At 63.3% G+C, this 25,226-nt stretch carries 26 protein-coding genes; 12 read left to right on the forward strand and 14 right to left on the reverse strand.

Translation table 11 applies throughout. From position 1 onward, the window contains the following. The first annotated feature begins 49 nt into the window (after positions 1 to 49). The 5 genes from RMN73_RS06635 to RMN73_RS06655 all read left to right on the forward strand — a co-directional run bounded on the left by RMN73_RS06635 (position 50) and on the right by RMN73_RS06655 (position 5,528). A complete protein-coding gene (locus RMN73_RS06635) occupies positions 50 to 811 on the forward strand; it encodes an enoyl-CoA hydratase-related protein (RefSeq protein ID WP_309602533.1) in 762 nt (253 codons plus the stop codon). Positions 812 to 941: 130 nt separating this feature from the next. Further along, positions 942 to 2,753 (forward strand): phosphogluconate dehydratase, encoded by a 1,812-nt coding sequence (gene edd, locus RMN73_RS06640; RefSeq protein WP_309602534.1) that lies wholly within the window; start codon positions 942 to 944, stop codon positions 2,751 to 2,753. Further along, a complete protein-coding gene (gene glk / locus RMN73_RS06645; RefSeq protein ID WP_309602535.1) occupies positions 2,750 to 3,721 on the forward strand; it encodes a glucokinase in 972 nt (323 codons plus the stop codon). Before edd ends, glk begins: the two co-directional genes overlap by 4 nt. Next, positions 3,718 to 4,362, forward strand: coding sequence for a bifunctional 4-hydroxy-2-oxoglutarate aldolase/2-dehydro-3-deoxy-phosphogluconate aldolase (gene eda / locus RMN73_RS06650; protein WP_309602536.1), 645 nt, complete (start codon positions 3,718 to 3,720; stop codon positions 4,360 to 4,362). The genes glk and eda overlap by 4 nt, the downstream gene beginning before the upstream one ends. Beyond that, a complete protein-coding gene (locus tag RMN73_RS06655) occupies positions 4,359 to 5,528 on the forward strand; it encodes a molybdopterin molybdotransferase MoeA (RefSeq protein WP_309602537.1) in 1,170 nt (389 codons plus the stop codon). Before eda ends, RMN73_RS06655 begins: the two co-directional genes overlap by 4 nt. Here RMN73_RS06655 and moaC read toward each other — a convergent pair. From moaC to RMN73_RS06700, 9 genes are read right to left on the reverse strand one after another with little or no spacing between them, the layout of a single operon-like run. Beyond that, positions 5,525 to 5,995, reverse strand: coding sequence for a cyclic pyranopterin monophosphate synthase MoaC (gene moaC / locus RMN73_RS06660; RefSeq protein ID WP_309602538.1), 471 nt, complete (start codon positions 5,993 to 5,995; stop codon positions 5,525 to 5,527). The two genes, RMN73_RS06655 and moaC, sit on opposite strands and share 4 nt — an antisense overlap. Positions 5,996 to 5,997: 2 nt before the next feature. Beyond that, positions 5,998 to 6,501 carry a molybdenum cofactor biosynthesis protein B gene (moaB, locus tag RMN73_RS06665; protein WP_309602539.1) on the reverse strand — a complete coding sequence of 168 codons (504 nt, stop codon included), beginning with the start codon at positions 6,499 to 6,501 and terminating at the stop codon, positions 5,998 to 6,000. Next, on the reverse strand, positions 6,498 to 6,938 hold the full coding sequence (locus RMN73_RS06670) for a molybdenum cofactor biosynthesis protein MoaE (protein WP_309602540.1): 441 nt from the start codon (positions 6,936 to 6,938) through the stop codon (positions 6,498 to 6,500). The genes moaB and RMN73_RS06670 overlap by 4 nt, the downstream gene beginning before the upstream one ends. Further along, positions 6,935 to 7,171 (reverse strand): MoaD/ThiS family protein, encoded by a 237-nt coding sequence (locus tag RMN73_RS06675; RefSeq protein WP_309602541.1) that lies wholly within the window; start codon positions 7,169 to 7,171, stop codon positions 6,935 to 6,937. Before RMN73_RS06675 ends, RMN73_RS06670 begins: the two co-directional genes overlap by 4 nt. Beyond that, a complete protein-coding gene (gene moaA, locus RMN73_RS06680) occupies positions 7,168 to 8,145 on the reverse strand; it encodes a GTP 3',8-cyclase MoaA (RefSeq protein WP_309602542.1) in 978 nt (325 codons plus the stop codon). The genes RMN73_RS06675 and moaA overlap by 4 nt, the downstream gene beginning before the upstream one ends. Continuing rightward, complete coding sequence (locus RMN73_RS06685; protein ID WP_309602543.1) at positions 8,142 to 8,888, reverse strand: sulfite exporter TauE/SafE family protein; 747 nt, start codon at positions 8,886 to 8,888, stop codon at positions 8,142 to 8,144. The genes moaA and RMN73_RS06685 overlap by 4 nt, the downstream gene beginning before the upstream one ends. Further along, positions 8,888 to 9,595, reverse strand: coding sequence for a DUF1223 domain-containing protein (locus RMN73_RS06690; protein WP_309602544.1), 708 nt, complete (start codon positions 9,593 to 9,595; stop codon positions 8,888 to 8,890). Before RMN73_RS06690 ends, RMN73_RS06685 begins: the two co-directional genes overlap by 1 nt. Before the next feature lie 2 nt (positions 9,596 to 9,597). After that, positions 9,598 to 10,344 carry a molybdopterin-dependent oxidoreductase gene (locus RMN73_RS06695; protein WP_309602545.1) on the reverse strand — a complete coding sequence of 249 codons (747 nt, stop codon included), beginning with the start codon at positions 10,342 to 10,344 and terminating at the stop codon, positions 9,598 to 9,600. Further along, entirely contained in the window at positions 10,341 to 11,231 is an 891-nt protein-coding gene (locus tag RMN73_RS06700) for a cytochrome b/b6 domain-containing protein (protein WP_309602546.1), read from the reverse strand. The genes RMN73_RS06695 and RMN73_RS06700 overlap by 4 nt, the downstream gene beginning before the upstream one ends. An 85-nt stretch (positions 11,232 to 11,316) precedes the next feature. Here RMN73_RS06700 and RMN73_RS06705 point away from each other — a divergent pair, with 85 nt between their 5' ends. Both RMN73_RS06705 and RMN73_RS06710 read left to right on the forward strand, forming a co-directional pair. Next, positions 11,317 to 11,856, forward strand: coding sequence for a TetR family transcriptional regulator (locus RMN73_RS06705; RefSeq protein ID WP_309602547.1), 540 nt, complete (start codon positions 11,317 to 11,319; stop codon positions 11,854 to 11,856). A 5-nt stretch (positions 11,857 to 11,861) separates the two neighbouring features. Beyond that, positions 11,862 to 12,359, forward strand: a complete 498-nt coding sequence (locus RMN73_RS06710; RefSeq protein ID WP_309602548.1) for a sterol desaturase family protein — start codon at positions 11,862 to 11,864, stop codon at positions 12,357 to 12,359. A 32-nt stretch (positions 12,360 to 12,391) separates the two neighbouring features. Here the strand turns inward: RMN73_RS06710 and RMN73_RS06715 are convergent, their stop codons facing one another. From RMN73_RS06715 to crtY, 3 genes are read right to left on the reverse strand one after another with little or no spacing between them, the layout of a single operon-like run. Next, positions 12,392 to 13,336 (reverse strand): phytoene/squalene synthase family protein, encoded by a 945-nt coding sequence (locus tag RMN73_RS06715; protein WP_309602549.1) that lies wholly within the window; start codon positions 13,334 to 13,336, stop codon positions 12,392 to 12,394. Continuing rightward, positions 13,336 to 14,808 carry a phytoene desaturase gene (locus tag RMN73_RS06720; protein ID WP_309602560.1) on the reverse strand — a complete coding sequence of 491 codons (1,473 nt, stop codon included), beginning with the start codon at positions 14,806 to 14,808 and terminating at the stop codon, positions 13,336 to 13,338. Before RMN73_RS06720 ends, RMN73_RS06715 begins: the two co-directional genes overlap by 1 nt. Before the next feature lie 5 nt (positions 14,809 to 14,813). After that, on the reverse strand, positions 14,814 to 15,956 hold the full coding sequence (gene crtY / locus RMN73_RS06725; protein WP_309602550.1) for a lycopene beta-cyclase CrtY: 1,143 nt from the start codon (positions 15,954 to 15,956) through the stop codon (positions 14,814 to 14,816). Between the two features lie 81 nt (positions 15,957 to 16,037). Here crtY and RMN73_RS06730 point away from each other — a divergent pair, with 81 nt between their 5' ends. The 4 genes from RMN73_RS06730 (at position 16,038) to RMN73_RS06745 (ending at position 19,178) form a co-directional block, all read left to right on the forward strand. Next, positions 16,038 to 16,796 carry a sterol desaturase family protein gene (locus tag RMN73_RS06730; RefSeq protein WP_405051545.1) on the forward strand — a complete coding sequence of 253 codons (759 nt, stop codon included), beginning with the start codon at positions 16,038 to 16,040 and terminating at the stop codon, positions 16,794 to 16,796. Positions 16,797 to 16,806: 10 nt separating this feature from the next. Continuing rightward, entirely contained in the window at positions 16,807 to 17,127 is a 321-nt protein-coding gene (locus tag RMN73_RS06735; protein WP_309602552.1) for a DUF2141 domain-containing protein, read from the forward strand. 169 nt (positions 17,128 to 17,296) lie between these two features. After that, positions 17,297 to 17,845, forward strand: a complete 549-nt coding sequence (locus tag RMN73_RS06740; RefSeq protein ID WP_309602553.1) for a YMGG-like glycine zipper-containing protein — start codon at positions 17,297 to 17,299, stop codon at positions 17,843 to 17,845. Between the two features lie 67 nt (positions 17,846 to 17,912). After that, entirely contained in the window at positions 17,913 to 19,178 is a 1,266-nt protein-coding gene (locus RMN73_RS06745; RefSeq protein ID WP_309602554.1) for a L,D-transpeptidase family protein, read from the forward strand. Here the strand turns inward: RMN73_RS06745 and RMN73_RS06750 are convergent, their stop codons facing one another. Both RMN73_RS06750 and RMN73_RS06755 read right to left on the reverse strand, forming a co-directional pair. Next, the gene (locus tag RMN73_RS06750; protein WP_309602555.1) at positions 19,179 to 19,862 is read right to left on the reverse strand and encodes a hypothetical protein; all 684 of its coding nucleotides are present in this window, start codon (positions 19,860 to 19,862) and stop codon (positions 19,179 to 19,181) included. It abuts the gene before it with no gap. A gap of 37 nt (positions 19,863 to 19,899) precedes the next feature. Beyond that, entirely contained in the window at positions 19,900 to 22,200 is a 2,301-nt protein-coding gene (locus RMN73_RS06755; RefSeq protein WP_309602556.1) for a bifunctional salicylyl-CoA 5-hydroxylase/oxidoreductase, read from the reverse strand. A 676-nt stretch (positions 22,201 to 22,876) separates the two neighbouring features. Between RMN73_RS06755 and RMN73_RS06760 the strand changes: the two genes are divergently transcribed. Then, positions 22,877 to 25,226 (forward strand): DUF5801 repeats-in-toxin domain-containing protein (locus tag RMN73_RS06760; protein WP_309602557.1); only part of this gene is annotated, 2,350 nt, incomplete at its 3' end.

A 25,226-nucleotide genomic window follows, 5' to 3' on the forward strand; every position in this document is an offset into this window, starting at 1 on the left:
TCATGGGCGACACCATAAACTCCGTCCAGACCGGCGAAAGATCTACCCGATGAGCGAACAAAATTTGCTGTGCGACGTCGAAGACGGGGTTGGTCGGCTGACCCTCAACCGCCCGGAGCAGGGCAATGCGATCGACGTTGCGCTGGCCGATGCACTGATGGAAGCGGCGGTGCGGCTGGCCGAGGATCCGTCGGCCAAGGTGGTCACCCTGACCGGCAACGGACGCTTATTCTGTGCCGGAGGCGACATTGCTGCGTTTGCCAAGGGCGAGCCCGGGGCGGTGATCGCGCGCATCACGGTCTCGCTTCACGCCGCGATCAATCGGCTGGCGACGATGCCCAAGCCACTGATCTGCCTCGTCAACGGGCCGGCGGCAGGTGCCGGGCTGGGATTGGCGATGCTCGGCGACATCGTCCTCGCCGCGTCATCGTCGCACTTCACCTCGGCCTATACCGCGATCGGGGTCAGTCCCGACGCCGGCACCTCATGGCTGTTGCCCCGGCTGGTCGGGTTGCGCCGAGCGCAGGACATGATCCTCACCAATCGCCGCGTCGGGCCCGAGGAAGCGGTCGCCATGGGGCTAGCTACGCGGATGGTTGCCGATGATGCTCTTGCCAGCGAAGGCGACAAGCTAGCCCGATCGCTTGGCGCTGGCGCGACTGGGGCGCTGGCCACCGCGCGACTGTTGCTCCATCGCAGCTACCGTTCCTCGCTGGCCGACCAGCTTGAAGCGGAAGCGGCCGGGATCGTCGCGACGGCGCGCAGTGCGGAGGCCGGGGAGCGCTTCGCCGCCTTCCGGGAGAAGTCCTGAAACCCGCGTTAGTCGATTCCGCAATGCGCCTGCAGTTTGGCATCGCCGCCATATCCCGTCGAAAACATGTGGCGTTGCAAAGCCTGCCTACTAGCTTGCCTGAAAAGACCGTGCGAAAGACCCTCGGCGAATGAGCAAGCTTGATCCCCGCATTGCCGCTGTCACCGACCGCATCATCGATCGGTCGAGGTCCGGGCGCGCCGCTTATCTGGCGCTGATCGCCGACGCCGCCGATCGCGGGATCAGCCGACCGCGCCTGTCGTGCGGCAATTTCGCGCATGGCTTTGCCGCGGCGGGCGAGGACAAGGACGCGATCCGGGGGATGCGCGGGCCGAACATCGCGATCATCACCGCCTTCAACGACATGCTGTCGGCACACCAGCCTTATTATCGTTACCCCGAGCAGATGAAGATCTGGGCTCGGGAGGTCGGCGCGACGGCGCAGGTCGCGGGCGGGGTTCCGGCGATGTGCGATGGGGTGACGCAAGGCCAGGATGGAATGGACCTGTCGCTGTTCAGCCGCGACTCGATCGCCATGGCGACGGCAATCGCGCTCAGCCACGGGATGTTCGACGGGGTCGCAATGCTCGGCATTTGCGACAAGATCGTCCCCGGCCTGCTGATCGGCGCGCTGCGGTTCGGCCATTTGCCGGCCTTGCTGGTGCCGGCCGGGCCGATGCCGTCGGGGCTCGCCAACAAGGAAAAGCAGCGCATCCGCCAATTGTTCGCGCAAGGCCAGGCGACCAAGGAGGAATTGCTCGCTGCCGAAGCCGCCAGTTATCATGGTGCGGGAACATGCACCTTCTATGGCACCGCCAATTCGAACCAGATGATGATGGAGCTGATGGGGCTTCACGTTCCGGGCAGCGCGTTCGTCAATCCGGGCACCCCGATGCGCCAGGCGTTGACCCGCGCTGCAGTCCATCGCGTCGCCGACCTTGCTGCGCGCCGCGACCGGCCGCTCGGGCTGGCGATAGATGAACGGTCGATCGTCAACGCCGCCGTCGGGCTGCTGGCGACCGGCGGATCGACCAACCATGCGATCCACATCCCAGCCATCGCCCGCGCCGCCGGGATCAGGATCGATTGGCAGGATCTCGATGAATTGAGCAATGCGGTGCCGCTGATCGCGCGGGTCTACCCCAATGGATCGGGCGATGTGAACGATTTCCATTTTGCCGGGGGGATGGAGTTCGTCACCCATACATTGCTGGAAGCGGGTTTGCTGCACGGCGATATCCTTGCCTCGGGCGCGGATGATTTCGCCGCCTTCGCCACCCGGCCGTCGCTCGACGGGGACGCGCTGCGGTGGGACGCGGTAACGCAATCCAGTGATCTGGCCATGCTTCGTCCCGCTGCCGATCCGTTCCAGCCCGATGGCGGCATGGCGCTGGTCAAGGGCAACCTTGGCCGGGCGATCTTCAAGCTTAGCTCGGTCGATAAGGAACGGTGGAAGATCGAGGCCCCGGCGCGGGTTTTTTCGGATCAGGACGATGTGCTGGTCGCGTTCAAGGCTGGCGAGCTCGATCGCGACGTGATCGTCGTTGTCCGCTTCCAGGGGCCACGCGCCAATGGCATGCCCGAATTGCACAAGCTGACCCCGGCATTGGGGGTGTTGCAGGATAAGGGGTATAAGGTCGCTTTGGTCACCGATGGCCGGATGTCGGGGGCCAGCGGCAAGGTTCCGGCAGCGATCCATTGCTGTTCGGAGGCGCTTGGCGGCGGGCCGTTGTCGAAGGTCCGTGACGGCGACATCATCATGCTGTGCGGGCATGACGGGATCCTGCAGGTGGACGCTGACCTCGATGCGCGCGAGCCCGCCGCTCCGCCGCCCCCGCCGATCGGGACCGGGCGTGAATTATTTGCGTTCATGCGGCATGGGGCGGACAATGCCGAACATGGCGGGTCGGCCATGCTGGCGGGAATGGAAGGGACCTTATGAGCCGCACCATCGCCGTGGCCGACATTGGCGGCACCAACGCCCGCTTCGCCATTGCCCAGATCGATGGTGGCAAGGTGATTTCGCTTGCCGAACCGATCACCATGCAAACCGCCGATCACATCAGTTTCCAGCTCGCCTGGCAGGAATTTTGCGACCGCCATCCGGGGGACGAGCCCGACGCCATCAGCATCGCCTTTGCCGGCCCGGTCGGCGGCGACGTGCTCAAGCTGACCAACAATCCGTGGGTCATCAGGCCTGCGCTGATGAAGCAGAAGCTTGGCGTGCGCGACTTCCTGATCGTCAATGATTTCGGCGCGATCGCGCATGCGGTGGCGCAACTTGGCGACGACAGTTTCGATCATGTCTGCGGTCCGGCTGGTCCGCTTCCGCCGCGTGGGCTGACCAGTATCGTCGGCCCGGGCACCGGTCTGGGGGTCGCCCAATTGCTGCGCGTCGATCACGGTTATCATGTGATCGAAACCGAAGGCGGGCATATCGACTTCGCGCCGCTCGACCCGCTTGAAGATCAGATCCTGGAATTCCTTCGGCGAACACTCCGCCGGGTGTCGATCGAGCGGATCGCCTGCGGCTCTGGGCTGGCCAACATTTACCGCGCGCTGGCGGCAATCGAGGGCAAGGCGGTCGCCGATGTCGATGACAAGGAACTGTGGACCGCCGCCCTGGAAGGCTCGGATACACTTGCGGCGGCGGCGCTCGATCGCTTTTTCCTCGCCCTTGGTGCGGCGGCTGGCGACCTGGCTTTGGCGCATGGTGCCAATGCCGTGGTGCTCGCCGGGGGCCTTGGCTACCGAATCAAAGACCGCTTCGCCGAATCCGGATTTTCCGGCCGGTTTGTCGCCAAGGGGCGGTTCGAGCGGCGGATGGAGGCGATTCCCGTGAAACTCGTCGTCCATCCCCAGCCCGGCCTGTTCGGCGCCGCCGCCGCTTTTGCCGGAGCACATCCATGACGATCGATCATGTCATGTCGGCCGCGCCGGTCATTCCGGTGCTGGTCCTCGACGGCAGCATCGACCCAGTAGCGCTGGCCGAAATATTGGTCGCGGCGGGCCTGCCGGTGCTCGAAGTGACCTTGCGGACGCCCCAGGCGCTCGATTCGATCCGCGCGATGGCGAGCGTCCCCGGCGCGATTGTCGGCGCTGGAACAGTGCTCAATAAGGCGATGCTCGGGGCGGCGATCGACGCCGGATCGCGCTTCATCGTCTCCCCCGGTTTGACCGAACCGCTCGGGCTTGCTGCAATTGCCAGCGGCGTGCCGTTCCTGCCCGGAATTGCCAATGCCGGTGACATCATGCGCGGGCTCGACATGGGCCTCGACCGCTTCAAATTCTTCCCGGCGGAAGCGTCGGGCGGGCTGAAAGCGCTCGCTGCCCTGGCTGGGCCGTTCGGCGACATTCGCTTCTGCCCGACCGGCGGGATCACGCCCGATAGCGCGCCGTCGTGGCTGGCGCACCCCTCGGTCCGCTGCGTCGGCGGCAGCTGGATCGTCAAGGCTGGCGATTATGACCTGGCCGCGATTGGCGAGCGCGCCCGAGTTGCGGCCGCGCTTGCCCCCGGTTCGACGAAAGTGTCCACCCGGTCGCTGACATGATCACCCTCGATCAGGCTTGGGCGATCATTGGGGGCGCGGCGGAACCGCTGGCGAGCGAGACGGTCGCGCTTGCCGACGCCGCTGGCCGGGTGCTCGCTAGCCCCATCATCGCCACCGTCGATTCGCCGCGCGGCGCGGTGTCGACGATGGATGGTTATGCGATCCGCGATGGCGACGGCCCGACGCTTCGCCTGGTCGGCACCTCAGCGGCTGGCGCGCGCTTCACGCGGTCGGTCGGGCAGGGCGAGGCGGTGCGGATCTTCACCGGCGCGGCGCTCCCGCAAGGCGCGAGCCGCGTGGTGATCCAGGAGAATGTCACCGTCGACGGCGACCGCATCACCATCAACCAGACGTCCGCAGCCTCCTTTGTCCGCCACCGCGCCAGCGATTTCGCAGCGGGCGATGAAGTGGTTGCGGCGGGCAATCTGCTAACCCCCGGCGCGCTGGTCGCTGCTGCCGGGGCGGGGCCAAGCCACGTCCAGGTCACCCGCCGTCCGCGTGTCCTGACCATCGCCACCGGCGACGAACTCGTCTCCGTCGGCGCGGCGCTCGATGCCGATCATATCCCCGACAGCCTCGCCCCCGGCCTGACCGCAATGATCGCCGCGATGGGCGCGACCATGCTCGGCCACCAGCTGGTCGGCGACGACCTCCCCGCGCTCGAAGCGGCTGCCGCCTCGACCGTCGCACGTTGCGACCTGGTCGTCATCACTGGCGGCGCATCGGTCGGCGCGCGCGATCATGCCAAGGCGATGTTCGCCCCGCTCGGGCTCGAATTGATGTTCTCCAAGGTGGCGATCAAACCCGGCAAGCCCGTCTGGCTCGGCCGCGTCGGCGAGACCTCGGTGATGGGCCTCCCCGGCAATCCAAGCTCGGCGATGGTCACTGCGCGATTGCTGCTCGCGCCGCTCGTCGCGCGCCTCCTCGGGCAGCGGGACCCCGCGCCGATCGAGTGGCTAAGCCTCCCGCTCGCCGCGCCGCTTCCCGCGACCGATGATCGCGAAACCTTCACCCGCGCCACGCTGAGCAGCGACGGCCTTACCCCGCTCGCCAACCAGGATTCGGGCGCCCAATGCGCGCTGGGCCAAGCCCGCTGGCTGCTCCGCTGTCCGGCCGGGCAGGGGCCGCTCGCCGCCGGAACATTTGTAACCGCACTAAGTTTCTAGCGCCGCCAGTCGCCCGACTTCCCGCCTGACTTCGTATCCAGCTCAACGTTCTCGATGACCATCCCCCGATCAATCGATTTGAGCATGTCGTAAATGGTGAGGCAGGCGACCGACACTGCGGTCATCGCCTCCATCTCGACGCCCGTGCGACCCGTGCAGCGCGTCTCGGCCACCACGACCAATCCCGGCAAATCCGCATCCGCAATGATCTTGACCGTCACCGAATCGAGCCCGATCGGGTGGCACAAGGGGATCAATGTCCCGGTCTGCTTGGCGGCCATGATCCCCGCCAGTTCGGCAATCGCGATCACATCGCCCTTCGCAGCCCCGCCATCGATCACCGCCGCCAGCGTCGCCGCCTCCATCCGCACGCGGCCGCTTGCCGTCGCCGCGCGCACCGTCTCCGGCTTGGCCGACACATCGACCATCCGCGCCTTCCCGTCGGCATCGAAATGAGTCCCCGCCAAGCCTATCGCTCCAGCAATCGCGGCATGATTTCGGTCAGGTTGCACGGCTTGGTAGCGGCATCGAGCTGCGGCGCGATCACGCTCCATCCGTCGCGTACCGCCCCGCCCGATCCCGGCAGGCAGAAAATAAAGGTTCCGCCCGCAACTCCGGCGCAGGCCCGCGACTGCATCGTCGACAGCCCGATCTTGTCGAAACTGACGCGGTGGAACACGGCTGAAAAACCGTCGATCGGCTTGTCGAACAGGGGCTGCATTGCCTCGGGGGTGACGTCGCGCCCGGTCAGGCCGGTGCCCCCGGTCGAGATGATCACATCGATTTCGTCGCGCTCGATCCACGCCTTGGCCGCGCTCCGGATCGCCTCGATATTGTCAGGCACGATCGCTCGGTCGACCAGATGGTGCCCCGCCGCCTCGACCGCCCCAACCAGATAGCCGCCCGACGTATCGTTGAGCTTGGTCCGCGTATCGGACACGGTCATGATCGCGATCCCGACCTGCTTGTTCATTGCGGTTCCTCCCATCGCGCGCGGTCCCGATGATCGACATCGCGCGCCTCGATCCAGACCGCTGTATCGCCGCGCGCCTCGCGTTTCCACAACGGCGCGTCGGTCTTCAGCCGGTCCATCATATACTCGACTGCATCGAACGCCGCCCGCCGATGCCGCGCCGCAGCAGCAACGAACACGATCGGCTCGCCGGCTGCAACCGATCCGACGCGATGGGTGATGTGGACAATGGCCTCAAACCGCGACCTGGCTTCTGCAGCAATTTCCGCAATCACCTGATCGGTCATCACCGGATGATGGTCGAGCCACAGTTCGCTCACATCCCCATCGTCGCTCCGCACCAGTCCGGTGAAGCTCGCAATCGCCCCGGCCCCAGCGACCCCGGCGGTGAATGCCGCGAGCAAGGCGACCGGGTCGATCGGCGCGGCGGCAATCATCCCCCGCTCACCGGCGGCAGGAAGGCGACCTCGACCACCCCCGCAATCGGTGCCGCATCGCCGACCAGCACATCGTCGAATGCAATTCGCACTTTGGGGTCGAGCAAATTGGGATGATCTGCCCCAATCCATGTCCGCAACGATTGGCTGTCGACAACATTTGCTGGAAGCAAACAATCAAACTCGCCAGCCCCGACTGCCTCGCGCAGCCGCCCGAAAAAGGTCAGCTTCACCCCCCGGTGACCGACATGTGCCGCTTGACCCCCTGGACCATCTTCGGCGCGATCATAAAGTCATGCGCCAGCGGCTTGTGGCGCATCGCCCCCGCGATCCGCGCCCGCAGCGCATCCTCGTCGCCGCTGCGCAACAGCCCGCGCAGATCGGTCTTGGCGTCATGGCCCAGGCACAAATACAGCTGCCCGGTGCAGGTCACCCGCACGCGGTTGCAACTGCCGCAGAAATTGTCGCTCAGTGGGGTGATGAAGCCGATCGTTCCGCCGGCCTCGGTCCGCACATAGCGCGCCGGGCCGCCGGTGTTGAGCGTCAGCGGGGTCAGGCTCCACCGCTCGGCCAGCCGCCGCCGCACCTCGGTCATCGGTACATGCTGGTCGATCCGCTCCGCCTCGACATCGCCCAGCGGCATCACCTCGATAAAGCTGATCGCCGCGCCGCGCTGATGGGCCCAGTCGGCCAAGGCGACGACTTCCTCCAGATTATCGTTGGCCAGCGCGACCGTGTTCAGCTTGACCTTGATCCCCGCTGCGATCGCCGCGTCGACTCCGGCGATTACTTTGGCAATATCGCCGCCGCGCGTGATCCGTGCGTAGGTCGCGGGGTCCAAGCTATCGATCGACACGTTGATCCGCTTGACCCCGTGCCGCGCCAGTGCCTCGGCATGCTCGGCCAGCCGCGTCCCGTTGGTGGTGATGACCAATTCGTCGAGCCCATTGCCAAAGTGCCGCGACAATCGCTCGATCAACCCGGTAAAGCCCTTGCGCACCAACGGCTCGCCACCGGTCAGCCGCAGCTTGGTGATCCCCATCTTGATGAACAGGCTCGCCAGCCGATCGAGCTCATCGATGCTAAGCACTTCGGAACGCGGGAGAAATTCCATTCGCTCGGGCATGCAATACGCACAGCGCAGGTCGCACCGGTCAGTCACCGACAGCCGGAGGTAGGTGATGCTTTGCGCGTGCCGCCCGATCATCGCACCGCCTCCAGCCCGAGCCGGACCGCGACGTACAGGATCAGCATCGCAGTCACGATCCGCACCCAGCTCGGCGCGAGTCTTGTGGCGCCGAGTCCCGCGCCGATGATCCCGCCGACGACCACCGCGGGGAATAGCAATGCATGGTCACTCAACACCGCCCCGGTGGCGGCCAGCCCCTTGCTCGCCTGCCCTGCAAGCCCGGAGATCGAATTGACCAGGATGAATGCCGCACATGTCGCTGCAATCCGCTTCGGCGCGTCCCAGCGCAACACATAAAGCAAGGGCGCGAGGAAAATTCCGCCACCAATCCCGACCACACCGGCCAGGAATCCCAGTGCACCGCCGGCCACCGGCTCGACCCAGAGCATACCCCGCTCAGGGGAGATGTCGCGCTTCCACATCGGCTCCCACAGCAAGGTCAGCCCTGCCACCAGCAATGACGCGGCGAGCAAGTCGACAAAAGTGTCCTTCGGTATGTGCAGCGATCCACCGATCCATGCCGCCGGGACCGAGGTGACGAACAACGGCCACGCCCGTCGCCAGTCAAGATGTCCGGCCCGCGCAAACCGCCACGTGCCGACGCTGACCACCAGGATATTGCACGCCAAGGAGATGATCGGCACCGCGCGATAGTCGGTCTTCGCCAGCACCAGCAAAGCGGTATAGGTCGACCCGCCGCCGAACCCGGCGATCGCATACAGCAATGCCGTGACGAAAAACGCCGCCGCCAGTGCAATCATCAGAGCTTGCGCGCCGCCACGATCGGCCCGCCCTTGCCCTGCTGGACCAGGATCGCACTCAGCAACGTCTTGTCGGTCGTCGAAGACACGGCGAACTTCGCCGCTGCGCCGCTCCACGGCCCGAGCACGCGCAATTCGGTAACGATGTTGCGGTGGGGCAGGGTGCGTCCGCCATTCTCTCCGGCGCGGATCGCGACATTGCGGGTTCGCGGATCATAGCGCACCAGCCACACGGTAGCCGGCTTCGCGCCTTTTCGCGCGCCGATCGTCACACCGCCGCTGTCGACACCGATTGCGGGTCCACCCTTGGGGCCGCCGACGGCGAGCAAGCGCGCGAAATGGGCTCTGTCAGCGCCAGTCATATTGCCGCTGCCGTTGACGATCACTTGCGGCGTCGCGACATTGCCGCGTCCGCTCGTATTGGCGAAGTCCCATTGCCGCTGGGTATATTGCGGCTTCGCGAACTGGTCCTTCCAGCCAAGCTGGTCCCAATACGTCACCGCAAAACTCAATGCGAGAACGCCCTTCCTGCCTGCGATGGCATTCAGATTGGCATTGGCCGGCGGGCAGGACGAGCAGCCCTGGCTCTGATATAATTCGACCACCACCGGGTTGAGGTCGTCACCGGCGATTGGCGGCGCGGGAGCGGCATCGCCCGACGAGCAAGCAGCGAGCGCCGCGCATCCTGCGAAGATCATCCTGCGCATCATCAAATCCCCGCATACCAGGCGTAATCGGAGGCATCTTCCCAATAACCGCCCTTGCCTTCGTACAAATTGTCGATCTGGTCGCGTGCTTCGATCCGCATCACGAACTTGGCGTGCTTGTACCCCAGGTGCCGCTCGACCCGCAGGCGGATCGGCGCGCCGTGGCCGATGACCAGCCGGCGGTCGTTCATCAGCAACGCCAGGATCGTCTGCGGGTGGAAGGCGTCGTACAGGTCGATCGATTCGTAATAGGGCTTGCCATTGCTGTCGTCGGCGCAGTGAAACACGATATATTTTGCGCGGGTCGACAGGCCGGCGGCCTTGAGCACATCACCGAGCATTGCGCCCTGCCATTTGCCGATCGCGCTCCACCCTTCGACGCAATCGTGGCGGGTGATTTGCGCGCGCTGGGGGAAAGCACCAAGATCGTGCAGCGACAGGTTGAGCGGCCGCGCCACCAGCCCATCGACCACCAGCCGCCAATTGGCGAAATTGCTAGTCGCATGGGCCATATAATCAACCGAGCCAGGCCGCGTATTGCCGTTCATGCGAAAGATGGGTGACATCTGGTCCGGCCGAAACTCTCGCGCCAGTCCGCCCGCGACCATCCGCTGACTGTTCAAATGCAACTGCTCGGCGCTGGTCAATATGTTGCGAAAGCCCGGGCTCGAATTGAGCTTGTCGCAGCCGCTGAGCAGCAATCCGCCCGCCCCGAGCGACAGCCCGCCAAGCAATTCGCGCCGGTTCATTGCGGCATCTCCTCGATAGCGGGTTCGGCGCGCTTGCCCGGCAATTTGTAATAGCCACTGAGCATCGACCGCAGTTCGTTGATCGGTCCGGCCAGCACGACCATCGCCATATGGACGAAGAAAAAACCGATCAGCGCGATCATGGTGATGAAATGGATCGAGCGCGCCGACTGCCGCCCGCCGAAAATGTCGAGCAACCAGCCCCATCCCGCACCCATCGCCGGCGACAGCGTCAACCCGGTCAGGATCATCAGCGGCAGCATCACGAACAGCACCGACGAATAAGCCAATTTCTGGAGGATATTATATTTCAGCGCTGCCGCCCCGGTAGGGAATTTGAGCTTGGCATGCTCTTTGACGTCCTGCCACACATGGCTCGGCCGCGCTTCGTCGCGCGAAATGGCGAGGTCGCCGCGAAAGTGCCGGTTGCGCAGGCTGATGAACATGTAGATCGTCAGGTTGAGCGCCAGCACCCAGGCGAAAGCGAGATGCCACAACCGCGCATCGGCCAGGCTGTAGCGCGAGGGGATCGTGATCCACCCTGGAAAGGCGTGGCGCTGCACATTACCGGCCTCGTCATTGTACCGCCCGAGTATTCCGGTCGTCTCGATCCGCAGCGGGCCAACGCTGACGAAGCCGGTATTCTCGGTCGACCCGATCTCCAGCCAAGCATAGTCGGGGTTGGCGCCATATTCGCCCCAGTAAAGGCGCGGGTGGGCGTTGAAGATCATCAGCCCGCTCATCATCATTACGGCCAGCGTGACGACATTGGTCCAGTGCCACAGCCGGGTCGACAATCGATGCCGTTTGACCACGTCCCCCGCCACCGGGCCGTCGTCGACGACGACCGGCGGGTCGATGGTTTCGTCCACTGCAACACTGGCCATCGGCGATTCCGATCGACTGGGGGGAGGTTGCCTTATCGCTAGGCGGTGATAGTTAGTCGGTCAACTCACATTATGGATTTTGCCATTGGGCCGCCCCGCAACTGCCAAAAAAGACCGGCTGATCGATGCCGCGATGGTCCGATTTCACCATGACGGGGTGATTGGCGCGTCGCTCGCCACGGTGGCGCGCGACGCCGATGTGGCGCCGGGCAACGTCTATTATTATTTTCAGTCGAAGGAAGCGCTGACCGAGGCGGTGATCGCTCGCTGGTGTGACCGCGTCATTGCCCTGCTCGCCCGCCACGAGGAACCGCGCGATCCGCTCGACCGGGTTCGCTCCTACCTCTCCGGTGCCTGCGACCGCCGGTTCTCCTACACTGACCACGGCTGCCCGCTCGCCGCCATCGCCAGTCACAACGCCCGCCCGCTCGAACTCATCCGCGCGTGGCTCACCGATCAGTTCGCCCAAGTCGATCCTGCCCCCGCCCAGGCCCGCGCCGACTTCTGCATGGCGTCGCTCCAGGGCAGTTTCGCGCTCGCCCACGCCGCCGGCGACCCCGCGATCATCGCCCGTAATATTGCGCAATTACGCGACTGGATCGACAGCCTTTCCGCCCCTATATAGCGGTCATGCTCGCGCTCCTCCTCATCTGGCTCGACACCGTCGTGGCGATGGAAGGCTTCGCCTACGTCATGCACCGCTGGGTGATGCATGGCCCCGGCTGGTTCCTCCACGAAAGCCATCATCGCGTCCGCCACGGCAATTTCGAGCTCAATGATTTTTACGCCGTGATCTTCGCTCTGCCGTCGATCATCCTGCTTTATGGCGGGGTTCAGGCCGGCTGGGGCGGCTGGGCGACCGCGGTCGGTGCCGGGATTGCCACCTATGGGGCGATTTATTTCGGCTTCCACGATGTCATCGTCCATCGTCGGCTTGCGCACCGCTACATCCCCAAGTCGGCCTATATGAAGCGCATCGTCCAGGCGCACCGCCTTCACCATGCGGTCGAGAGCAAGCATCACGGCATCAGCTTCGGCTTCCTGGTCGCGCCTCCGCTCGACAAGTTGATGGTTCAGCTCGAGCAGAGCAAAGGCAGATTGCGCGGACCGGCGCGGCGTTCGATTTAGAGACTGTGTCAGCCGTCTTACTCAACAAGACTTTAGGCCGGCGCCGTCCACAAATTGTCGCGCGGGGTTTTCGGCGCGGGCAGCACCGCCATCGCCAGCGCGCTCGAGAAATGGAGCAATTTCTCGCCCTTGGACACGATCGTCCGGCTATCCCATGCCCGCGTTCCGCGCCGCACCACCCGCGCGCCGATCGCCCCATAGACATTAGCCGCCGCAAGCACCGCCAGCCGGGCGCGGAACGGCAATCGCGCCGCCCCGGTGCGCGCCGAGCGGCGATAATCCCATGACAGATCGACCAGCCTTTTGGCCATTGCCGCGACTTGCTTGCGCGCGCCCGGCGCGGCGATGCTTGGCGGATCGTCGGGGTTGAGCCCCGCCTCGATCAGCCAGTCGCGCGGCAAGTAGATCCGGCCCTGCTCGGCATCGGGGACGATGTCCCGCGCGATATTGGCCAGCTGAAAAGCGATCCCCAGATCGCTGGCGCGGTTCAATGTATCGCGATCGGCCGGGTCGACCCCCATCACCGCCGCCATCATCGATCCGACTGCACCCGCGACATAATAACAATAAGCCAGCATTTCGGGCTCGTCGGCCGGCATCCACCCCTCGGCGTCGAGCGCAAAACCCTTGAGGTGATCGTCGATCGTCCGCTTGGGGATGGCGACTTCGCCCGCGACGAGGCCAAGCGCGTCGAATGGCGTATCGCCGGTCGTCTCCCCCGCCAGCGCGGCCCCGGACAGCGCCTCGATCCGGCGTTGCCCGGCGGCGGGATCGGCCGGTGCCTGCGCGTCGTGGCCAAGCGTCTGGCCATCGGTCAAATCGTCGCATGCGCGGCACCAGGCATAGAGCAGCCACGATCGCTCGCGGGTCACCGGGTCGAACAACCGGCTAGCGCTGCGGAAGCTCTTCGAGCCCTCGGCGATGATCGCTCCCGACGCTTCGACTAGCTCAGTGCGTTCCCGAGCCGATTTGGTCATCAGACGATCAGCCCCGCCGTCGCCTTGGCGCTTCCGACAACGCCCGGAATCCCCGCGCCCGGGTGAGTCCCCGCACCGACGAAATACAGATTATCCAGCACATCGTCGCGGTTGTGCACCCGGAAATACGCCGATTGCGTCAACACCGGCTCAAGACTGAACGCGCTGCCCAGATGCGCCCCCAGATCGTCGGTGAAATCGGCCGGGGTATAATGGAAGATCGTCTCGATCCGGTCGCGAATGTCGGGGATCAGCAATTTCTCGATCCGGTCGAGCACCACTTCCTGATAACGCGGCCCCTCGATCGCCCAATCGACATCCATCTTGCCGCGATGCGGGACGGGCGCGAGCGCGTAAAAGGCAGAGCAGCCGGGCGGTGCCATGCTGGGGTCGGTGATGGTCGGGTGATGGAGGTAGAGCGAGGGATCCTCTGCCAGCACGCCATTCTTGTAAATGTCCTTGAGCAATGGCCCGTAGCGATCCGAAAACAGGATCGAGTGATGTGGAATGTCAAACGTCCCCTTCAATCCGAAGTGAACCACGAACAGGCTCGGCGAGAAGGTGCGCTTCTTGAGTTTGGCCTCGCCCTGACGGCCGCGCGGATGATCCTTGATCAGGCCGTAACTGTGAACCACGTCGCCATTGCTCGCGACCAGATCGGCCAGAATCGTGCCCTTGGTGGTGATGACCCCGGTCACGCGATTGCCCAATGTGGTGATCTGCTCGACCGGCTCGCTCAGCTTGACCGTCCCGCCCAGCCGCTCGAACAGGCGCACCATGCCGTCGATCAGCGCATTGGTGCCGCCCATTGCGAACCACACCCCGCCGTCGCGCTCCAATTTGTGGATCAGTGCGTAAAGCGCGCTGGTGTTCATCGGATTGCCGCCGACCAGCAAGGTGTGGAACGACAAGGCCTGGCGCAATTTGTCGCTCTTCACGAATTTTGAGACCATCGAATAGACCGATCGCCACGCCTGATATTTCATCATCGCCGGCGCGGCCTTGAGCATCGATGCAAAGACGAGGAACGGCACCGCGCCGAGCTTCACATAGCCTTCCTGATACACCCCTTCGGCATATTTCAGGAAGCGGTGATAGCCCGCGACATCATCCGGGTTGAGGTCGGCGATCGCTTTCTCCAGCGCGACATCGTCGTTCGAATAATCAAACGCCACCCCGTCATTCCACATCAGGCGATAGAAAGGTGATACCGGCGCCAGCTTCACGTCATCGGCCATCTTGCTGCCCGACAGCGCCCATAATTCCTCAAGGCATGGCGGGTCGGTGATCACCGTTGGCCCGGCGTCGAAGATGTAGCCGTCCTTGTTCCACACATAGGCGCGGCCACCCGGCCGGTCGCGCGCTTCGACGACGGTGGTGTTGATCCCCGCCGATTGCAGCCGGATGGCGAGCGCAAGCCCGCCGAAGCCGGCGCCGATCACGATTGCAGTCTTGGGCGCGCTGTTCAACATTTCACTCACGAAATCATCGCCTTGATGGCCTTGAAAAGGGGGACAGGCGGCTTGCCCGTCAGGATGCGCAATTTATCGCGCATGGTCAGTTTGCCAGCATAGAAGCGCGACACCAATACCTCTTTGAGACGGTAGAAATGGGTGAACACTTTGACGCGTTGCTCGGGCCGCGCGGCACGGAACAGCAGGCGGTTAAGCAACCGATAGAAACTGCCACCGCGCCAATGGTCGAGAAACCGTGCCCTGGTCCAAGCTGAAATCGACGGCCCGCTTAGGTTGGCGAGCTGGGACAAAGCGATGGCGTTGGCCGCTGCCTGCGGTAATGAATAGCCGGTGGTAGCGTGAAAGAATCCGCCCTTCAGTCCGAGCCGCGCGACCGGGTCGGCGGCTGGCCAGAAGATCTTGGGGTCGCCGCCAAGCAGGATCGGCAACACGCCGGTTTCCTGGCGGGCGGGGGTTCCGGTCCACCCCTGCGCCGTGAAATACTCCGCAATCCGGGCCACTACCGCCGAATCGTCCAGCTCGGCGCCGTCGGTGTAATAGGTATCTTCGACCAGCAGTCGGTCGGCGCTGAACGGCAAGCTGTAGACGAAGCGATAGCCTTCGGCCTGGTCGACCGTCGCATCCATGATGATCGGCGCTGCAAGGCCATGGCCCGGCGCATCATATTCGACCCCGACGAATTTCTGCCACGCCACTTCGATCCCCGGCATCGGCCCGTCGGGACCGCGCGCGTCGATCACGCCCGACGCTGCAATCCGGCTGCCGTCGGCAAGGGTGATCTCGTCGGCTCCAATCGCCGATACTGCGGCGCCAAGCTTCCACTGGCTGGGCGACAGTCGCTTGCGCACCAGCGCGTCGAGCCCGCTCGAATGGACACTATTATAGCCAAAGCCGAGCGTCCGATTGCGGCCGGGGAAGCGCACCGCGTGGCTTGGCCAGCGGATCGGCTTCATCGCTTCGACCAGCTCCAGTTCCTCGCCGGTGACGTCGCCATCGAAGTAGGACCAGGTGTGATTGCCGCCGAACGTGTCGCCGGCCTCGACCAGCAGCAGCGGCACGTCGGGTCGCCGCGCTGCAATCGCCAGCGCGGCGAGCGATCCCGCCAGGCCTCCACCAACGATGATCAGGGGCTTGTTCGAACTCATCGCTGCTCGCCTTAGGGGGATCGCGCTGGTAAGGCTATGACTATGGGACTTGGAAACAGCATGTTTTGGTCGGCTGTCGCGATGACTATGATTGTCGCGGTGCGCTATTTGCTCACCAGCGGCGGCTTCGCGTGGCTCACACGGCGCGTCCGGCCGGGGCTGTATCGGGGACTCGAACCCCAGATCCGCTCGGAAATAAAATGGTCGATATTAAGCGCCGCGCTATACGGGGCGCCTGCCGGTATCTTGTTGTTCCTGTGGGATAAATTTGGCTGGACTAAGCTCTATACCCAACCGCTGCTCTATCCGCTTTGGTGGCTCCCATTGTCGGCCTTCACCTACCTCATCCTCCACGACACGTGGTTCTACTGGACCCACCGCCTGATGCACCGGCCGGCGATTTACCGCCGGGTTCATGCGGTCCACCACGCCAGCCATCCCCCGACCGCCTGGGCGGCGATGAGTTTTCATCCTTGGGAATCGCTCACTGGCGCGGTGGTCATCCCTGTGCTGATCCTGACCATCCCGATCAACGTCGCCGCGCTGGCAGTGGTGCTGACCATCATGACCGTGATGGGCGTCACCAATCACATGGGGTGGGAGATGTTTCCCAAATCCCTCGTTCATGGCCGGGCAGGCCAGTGGCTGATAACGGCGAGTCATCACCAGCTTCATCATCAGCGGAACAAATGCAATTATGGCCTCTATTTCCGATTTTGGGATCGCCTCTGTTCTACCGATAGCGGCCTTGGCAGCTTCGAGCCTCGTTGTGCCCGCGTCGGCCCTCGCCCAGTCGCCAGCGACGACGACGATCGCAGTCGAGATCGTCGGGCTGCGTGATTCGCGCGGCGTGGTGCACTTGTGCCTGACCCGCGAGCCCAAGGGTTTTCCGAACTGCAAGGGGCCGGGGACAATTCACGCCACGGTCCGCGCCTCGACGTTACCGCTGCATTACGACTTTCGCGCCGTCCCGATCGGGACCTATGCTGTGGCGGTGATCCACGACGCCAACAATGATGGCAAGCTCAACACGACATTTGGCATCCCGACCGAGGGTTTTGCCTTCTCGCGCAACCCGGCGATGAAAATGCGTGCGCCGCGATTTAGCGAAGCGTCGTTCGAGAGCAACGGTCGGCCGCTCGAACCACTCAAGATGAAGTATCTTCTTTGAGCCTTTCCAACGGCTTGGCCGCCCTATCTGGAAAGAAGAACCGATTGCTCGGGGAACGATCCAGTTAGATTGTCGTTTTCTGACCGACTTCATGCGCCGCTGGCGGGGCCGAGGGCCCGGGGCTGAGGCCGCTTAAAACCAAGGGAGATTGATTATGCGTAATTCTTTGATGGCCATTTTGTTGGCCGGATCGATGGCTGTTTCGGCCTGCTCAACCGTGGATGACGCTCGCATGTCGGACGTTGGCACTGGTGCTGCAATCGGCGCCGTCGGCGGTGCCGGCGTTGGCGCGGTTGTCGGTGGCATTTCGCCGATCGAAGGCGCTGTGGTCGGGGCCGCAATCGGTGGTCTTGCCGGCGCGGTCTGGTCGGACAGCAATAATGACGGTTACGCCGATGGCTATTCGCAGAATGGCCAATATTATCAAGGTCGTCCGTCGGGTTGGGATTCGACTCTTGGCCGCGTCGGCACCGGAGTTGTCGGTGGTGCCGTCCTCGGCGCAGCGGCCGGGGCACTCATCCCGGGCGTTAGTCTCCTCGAAGGCGCGATTGCGGGTGCGGTAGTCGGTGGCTTGGCCGGCGCGATCTGGGCCGATCAGGATCGTGATGGCCGCGTCGATGGCTATATGTACAATGGCCAATATTATCAGGGCGCGCCGAGCAACAATGTTCCGCCGCCGATGAGCCAGCCGACCAGCCGCACTGGCGAGCGCGGCTAACATCGTCAGGCCATTGGCCCTACTAAATTGGCGCGTCGGACGGTTTTTCCGCCCGGCGCGCCTCTGCTTGTGCCTCGCACTAATCGGCATCCCGCACGTCGCCGCCGCCGAAACGCGCGTTGCCGCCTCGCCGGAAGACCAGACGGTCGACTCATTCTATGCGGCTCGCGGCGGGCAACCATTGTGGCTCGCCAGTGGCGGCGATGAAGCGCAGATCCTGATGGATTTGTTGAACAGCGTCGAAGCTGACGGCCTGACACGCGACGATCAGCGCTGGCGCTCGCTCGATCAAGCGCTTCGCCAGCTTCAATATGGAAATTACCGGGACATACTGCGCGCAGACATGCTGCTCAGCCAGGCATTTGTGGACTATGTTCGTGACGTTCGTCGGCTGAAAAATGCAGACGTGGTCTGGGTCGATCCCGAGCTTCGCCCGTCAGCTGAGTTTCCGCGCCTATTGCTCGACGAAGCCGCTTCCGCACCCTCGCTCGAAGCCTATCTGGCAGAGATGCGCTGGATGAATCCGATTTATGCGGGGCTTCGTAATGCGATCCTGTCCGGAGGCGAAAACCGCAAACTGCTCGCGCTTAATCTCGAACGCGCCCGGGCGCTTCCGGCAGGCCGCGGCCGGACCATCATCGTCAACGCAAGTGCTGCGCAATTGACGATGTACGAGGATGGCCGGGCGGTCGACACGATGCGCGTGGTGGTCGGCAAGCCGATCAATCCGACGCCGGTGATGGCGGCGAAGATTCGTTTCGCCTCGCTCAATCCCTATTGGAATGTGCCGCCCGATCTCGCGGCGGAGCGGATCGCGCCGAACGTGATCAAGGACGGTAAAGCTTATCTCAAGCTAAAGGGCTACCAAACGCTGTCGACCTGGGACGAGGATGCAAAAGTCGTCAACCCGGATACGGTCGATTGGGCAGCAGTCGCGGCAGGCACGAAGGAAGTCCGCATCCGCCAACTGCCCGGGCCGAGCAATGCAATGGGCAAGATGAAGTTCATGTTTCCCAACGCACAGGGCATTTACCTTCACGACACGCCGGACAAGGCGCTTCTGGGCGAAGAAACGCGGATGTTCAGCGGCGGCTGCGTTCGGCTCGAGGATGCACCGCGGCTGGCGCGCTGGTTGTTCAATGGCGCGTCGCCATTTACGACGTCGGTCAAGCCCGAGCAACGCGTCGACTTGCCCGATCCGGTTGCGGTGTATTTGACCTATCTGACTGCTGTACCGAGCGACGGGGGCGTGGCTTATCTTCCCGATGTTTACAATCGTGACCAGGCGGCGATGGCCGCGCTTGCGCCGCTTCGGGTTGTCGCAACGCGCTGATCAATGCCCCCAGCGCGGGAAATAATGCACGTCTTGATAGAACAGACCGCCGTCCGCTGAGCGCGCCGGAGCGAAGCGGGCGCGGTCGGAGAGTAATTGACATAGCGTTCCGTCGACCTGCGGATTGCCGCTTGAGGCGACCGTCCGGCACCGCTCCACGCGGCCGAACGTGTTGACCAGCAACAGCAGCTCCGCACTGCCTCGCGACGATCCCAGAGCGGCAATTTGGCGATAGTCACTGCGGTTCAGCGCGCCGCTCAGCAGCCGCGCCCCGACCATGCCCGCACCTGCGCCATTGCCATTATCCGACCCACCAGCGCCTGTTCCCGACCCGCCGGTTTCAGCACCAGCACTCGAAGCGGCACCTATCCCAGCGCTGGGCGCAGCGGCGACTGTTCTTTCGGCCGGAAGTCTTGCGGGCGGCGCAACGATTGGGCTCGGCATGGCTTTCTTGCCGGCTGGGGCAGGTTTGGCCTTTACTGGCAGTTGCGAGCGCGTTTCGGCCGGTTGCGGTGCAGGCGGAAGCGGTACGTCAAATGTCACGAGGCCGGTCTCGTGCCGCCGGTCGAAATGCAGCGCAAGGCCCGTCAGCAAGGCGGTGCCAAGCAACACATGAACCACCAGCGCCGCGCCCGCAGCCTTGGCGCGGTCGCCCGGATCGATTTGAAGATAGCCGCTTTGCATTCTCCGCTGTGCAACGCTTGTCGTCCCCGGCGGGTTGCTAACGCTTGAGCGAAGCCGCTGCTACCTCGGCGTCGCGCTGCAACGTGCGCGCCAATTGTGTCATGCCGTTGAGATAGGGCGGGGGGATGAACACATCGCGATATTGCTGCGCCGCTGCCGCGCGCAAGGTCCACGACGGGTCGACCAAATGCGGCCGGGCAAGGGCGACCAGATCGGCGCGGCCCGACGCCAAGATGGAATTGGCCTGATCGGGGTCGGTGATATTGCCAACCGCCATCGTCGCCAGTTTGGCCTCATTACGAATCTTGTCGGAAAATGGCGTCTGGAACATGCGGCCATAGACCGGCTGTGCATCGGCCCAGGTCTGACCGGCGGAAACGTCGATCAAATCGGCCCCGGCCTCGGCAAATGCGCGCGCAATGTCGACCGCCTCGTCGGGCGTCACGCCATCATCGCCGGCCCAGTCCGTGGCAGAGATACGTACCGACATCGGGCGATCAGACGGCCACACCGCGCGCATCGCGGCGAATATCTCGAGCGGGTAGCGCAGACGGTTGGCGAGGCTTCCGCCATAGTCGTCGGTGCGTTTGTTCTGCAGCGGGGTGATGAAGCTCGATAGCAAATAACCATGCGCGGCGTGGAGCTCGATCATGTCAAACCCGGCCTCGATCGCCATCCGCGTCGAGACGACGAACTGATCGCGGATCGCGTCCATTTCGACGCGGGTCAGGGCGCGGGGGGCAGCATTGCCCTTGCTCCACGCCACGTCGCTCGCTGCGACCAGTGGCCAGTTGCGCTCGGACAGCGGCGCATCCATCGTCTCCCAGCCAAGTTGGGTCGATCCCTTGGCACCCGAATGGCCAAGCTGGAGGCACATCTTGGCCTTGCCGTTGGCATGGGCGAAGTCGGTAATCCGCCGCCACCCCGCAACATGCTCTTGCGACCACATGCCGGTGCATCCCGGGGTGATTCGTCCCTCGGGCGATACGCAGGTCATCTCGGTGAACAGCAACCCAGCGCCGCCCATAGCCCGAGCGCCGTAATGCACCAGATGGAAATCACCGGGGGTGCCGTCAGCCGCCGAATAAGTCGCCATTGGCGAAACCACGATGCGGTTTTCAATGTGCATGTCGCGTAAGGCGAATGGGGCAAACATGGGTGGCGCGGACCTGGCTTTACCCGTCGCGCGTTCCCAGAAATGGCGTTCGACTTGGCCGAGCCATTCGGAGTCGCGAACCCGCAGATTTTCGTGGCTGATCCGCTGGCTGCGGGTCATTAGCGAATACGCGAATTGCCACGGCTCGAAGTCGAGATAGCGATCGAGAGTCTCGAACCATTCGGTCGAATTGCGCGCGCTATTCTGCAGTTTGAGTACCTCAAGGCTTCGCTCGGCCTGATATTCCTCAAGCGCCTTGCCGATTGGAAGACCGGGTCGGTTGAGCACCTCGGCCAGCTTGATCGCATCCTCTAAGGCCAGCTTGGTGCCCGATCCGATTGAAAAATGCGCGGTGTGCGCGGCATCGCCGATCAGGATGACTTTGCCGTCGCTCCATTGCTTGCAGTGGACCCGGCGGAAGTTGAGCCACGCCGCAGCCCCCTGCAAATGCGCGGCATTGCTAAGCAAGGGCTGGCCATCAAGATAATGCGTGAAGATTGCCTCGCAGCGGGCAATGACTGCGGCCTGGTCCATCGTATCGAACCCAAGGCCTGCCCAAGTCGCCGGCGAGCATTCAACGATAAAGGTCGAGCAATCGTCGGCAAAACGATAGGCGTGAGCCCAGATCCACCCCGCCTCGGTCTGCTCGAACGCGAAAGTGAAGGCATCGAAGCATTTGGGCGTTCCGAGCCAGATGAATTTGTTGGCACGCTCATCGATCTCGACCCCGAACGCGTCTGAACGAGCATCGCGCAGGCGGCTGTTGATACCATCAGCGGCAATGACGAGGTCATAGTCGGCCCACGCCGAAGGGTCGGGATCGCAATCGTGATCGTAGATGATCTCTACCCCGAGCTCCTCAGCGCGCCTAGACAGCAGGTCGAGCAATTGCTTGCGTCCGATGCCGATAAAGCCATGTCCCTTGGAGCGATGGCATTCGCCACCAATGTGCACGTCGATGTCGTCCCAATGTGCAAAGCGATCGCTGATGCTCGCGGCCGACACCGGGTCGTTGGCCTGGAGATTGTCGACCGTCTGGTCGGAAAAGACGACCCCCCAGCCGAAGGTCACGCCGCGCGCATTTCGCTCTAACACGCGGACGTCGTGGCGCGAGTCGCGCAATTTCATCGAGATGGCGAAATAGAGCCCTGCCGGCCCTGCTCCGATGCAAGCAATCTTCATCGTGCGGGCGTAGCGCCGCGCGGGCCCGCCACTCAATCCCCCGGTTCGATATTTACTTGAATAGGCAACCAGAAGTGTCTGGTTTGGACGCGAAAAAGTCCCCTGCGACTCGCAGCGCGGATTCTCGAAATCTGCGTGATTCGGTGCATCCGGGCGGGCGGCAACCCATGATTTCGTCCCGATTCGAGACTGCGCGCGGGCTTTTTTGAATGCATTTGGAGGCAACGAAAATGCGTGACGACTCTGCGATGAATCGTCGCGACTCCAGTTGTTAATGGCTCGATAGGCACGATCAAAAAGTTAACAGAAATTAACTTGCCAACAAATTGTAAGATTTTTTGCATCTTAAAATCATGACTTCTGATGATCTATATTATCTAATCAAAATACAATCTCATCTTCACCGCAAAGCAGTTTCAGTACAAGGTAACAAGTAACAGCAAGCGTTAACAATTTTGACTTGATAAAGAGTCATGTTCGATCTCGGGTTCAGCGCTCGATCGATAAGCTGCAACTTGCAATTCCCCTCGTCTCATGTGCTTGTTAGATCACTGACAGCGGGTGGAGGGTGCCGACGTTAACCGTAATGGTTTAACGCGACCGCGCTTCATTCTCGGGAAATCACAATCAGCCGTGCCGACCTTCTGGTCATGCGCGGCAGGGGCGAAGGTGAGCTATGCGATACGAAGATTCTTCCCAGACGGGATCGGGCCAGGTCGATGCGCGCAATGACGCAGATCATCTCGCCGCACGCGATTATGGCTCCGCCACCGGCAATGTGATTTCCGGAACCGGCACAATCACCGGCTCGACCGGGCTCGATATGGTCGAAAACGGATCAGGCAGGATTACCGCCATCGACGGCGCTGGCGGAAGCGACAGCAGCTTCTCCGGGGGCAAGCTTTCGGTCGCCGGCCAATATGGCACGCTGAGCATCGATGCTCGCGGTAATTACAGTTATGATCGCGACGCCGGAACGCCCGCCGGTGTGTCCGACACTTTCCACTACACGCTGGCCAACAAGGCAGGAGCGACCGATACCGCTCGGCTCGTCATCAACATTGGTGATTTGCCCAAGCTTGCAACCGAGGGCACGCGCGTCGTTCCCGGCGCGGATGGCGTTGTTACGCTGCCCGCGGGCGTTGAACTCAGTGACATCCGCATCGTCGGGCGCGACCTGATTGTAACCCTGCCCGACGGATCGATCATGGTCATCGTCGATGGCGCGATATTCGTCCCGCAGCTCGTGCTTGGCGGAGTTGAGGTCCCTGCGTCCAACCTTGCGGCGCTGCTGATCGGCTCCGAGCCTAGCCCAGCGGCCGGCGATTTCGCCTCGGACCAGCAAAGCAGTGGCGGCAATTTTGCGGTTCCGGTTGGCCCGCTCGATCCGGGCGTTCCGCTAGGCGACCTGCTGCCCCCGACCGAGCTTTTCTACACACCGCCCGAGTTTGAGGACGTCGGACAGTTTATCGAAGAAGAAAATAATGCCCCGCTGATCGTCAGCTCGGCTATTGCGGTCTCCGAAGAAGGTTTGCCCAACGGGATTCCGGACACCAATCCCGGCCCACCGCAAGACACGACCAACCTGTCAGTTGTCTCGGGCAGTATTTCCGTTTCGGATCCCGATGGCGATCCGCTAACCGTTGGTCTCGGGGCACCGCCGGCGGGCCTTACCTCGGGCGGCGTCGCGCTGACCTGGGTGGTAAGCCCCGATGGCCACTTGCTGACCGGTTCGGCTGGCCCGAACACCGTGGTGACCATCTCGATCACCGATGGGGGCGCTTACACCGTCACGCTGCTGCGACCGATCGATCATCCGTCGGGCGCGGGCGAGAATACAACTTCGATCGTCGTTCCGGTTAGTGTTTCCGATGGCGATCTGGCCGCGGCCGGAAGCATCACGGTCACCTTCGAAGACGATTCGCCTAGCGCCAGCGCCGCCGCTGCCGCGTCGGGCATCACGGTCGATGAGACCACGGCCGCAATTCCCGGATTTCCGCTCGCCGCAACTAGTGCCGGCGCGATTATCTCGCTGACCGGTGCGTTTGGCGCCGACGGCCCCGCGACGTCGGGCTCGACCGTTTACGGCCTGACTCTGACGGGCGGTGTCAGCAGCCTCGCTAGCGGCCTGTTCACCTCGGACGGCCATCAGGCGATTACCCTCACACAAACCAACGCCACCACGATCACTGGTACTTATGGCGCTGGCCTGACTGCATTTGTGCTGGTCATTAATTCCAATGGCACCGTGACCTACACGCAGTCGGTCGCGCTCGATCATGTGACCGACGGCTCAAACGCCGACGCGCTCAACGATACTTCGACCCCGATCACCCTGACAGGGCTCGTAAATGCAACCGTTACACTGACCGACTTTGATGGCGATTCCGCGAGTGGATCGGTACCGATCGGCGATCGTATCCGGGTGTTTGACGATGGTCCCTCGATCGGTCTTGCCACGGGCGAGCGCGTCGAGCCTGTCCTGACGGTCGATGAAACGAACCTAGCGGCTAACACATCATCGAGTTTTGCTGGCCAGTTCACTGCGCTTGCCGGTGCCGACGGCCTCGGCAGCACGACGTATGCGCTCAGCGTGACTGCCGGTCCCTCAGGGCTGGTCGATGTGGCGACGGGCGAGGCGATCAATCTGGTCTTGAACGGGACGACGGTCGAAGGCCGTACGGCGTTGACGAATGCGCTGGTCTTCACGGTTGTTGTGGATTCCAATGGATCAGTGACACTTGATCAAATTCGGGCGATCCAGCATTTGCCGGACACCGGACCCGATCAGCCGGCAACGCTCAGCGCCGATAATCTGGTGCGATTGGTCGCGACGATCACCGACAGGGATGGCGACACGGCGTCCGCATCGTTGGATATCGGACAGAACCTGGTGTTCAAGGATGATGGACCGAGCCTTGGTTCGTCGAGCGGCAGCGAGCCGACGATCACGGTTGACGAGACCAGTCTGGCGACCAATTCGAGCGCGAGCTTTGCGGCGTTGCTTGGTGCCTCGGGCGCGAGCT

It is taken from the genome of Sphingomonas sp., assembly GCF_031372575.1.
Lineage (GTDB): Bacteria > Pseudomonadota > Alphaproteobacteria > Sphingomonadales > Sphingomonadaceae > Sphingomicrobium.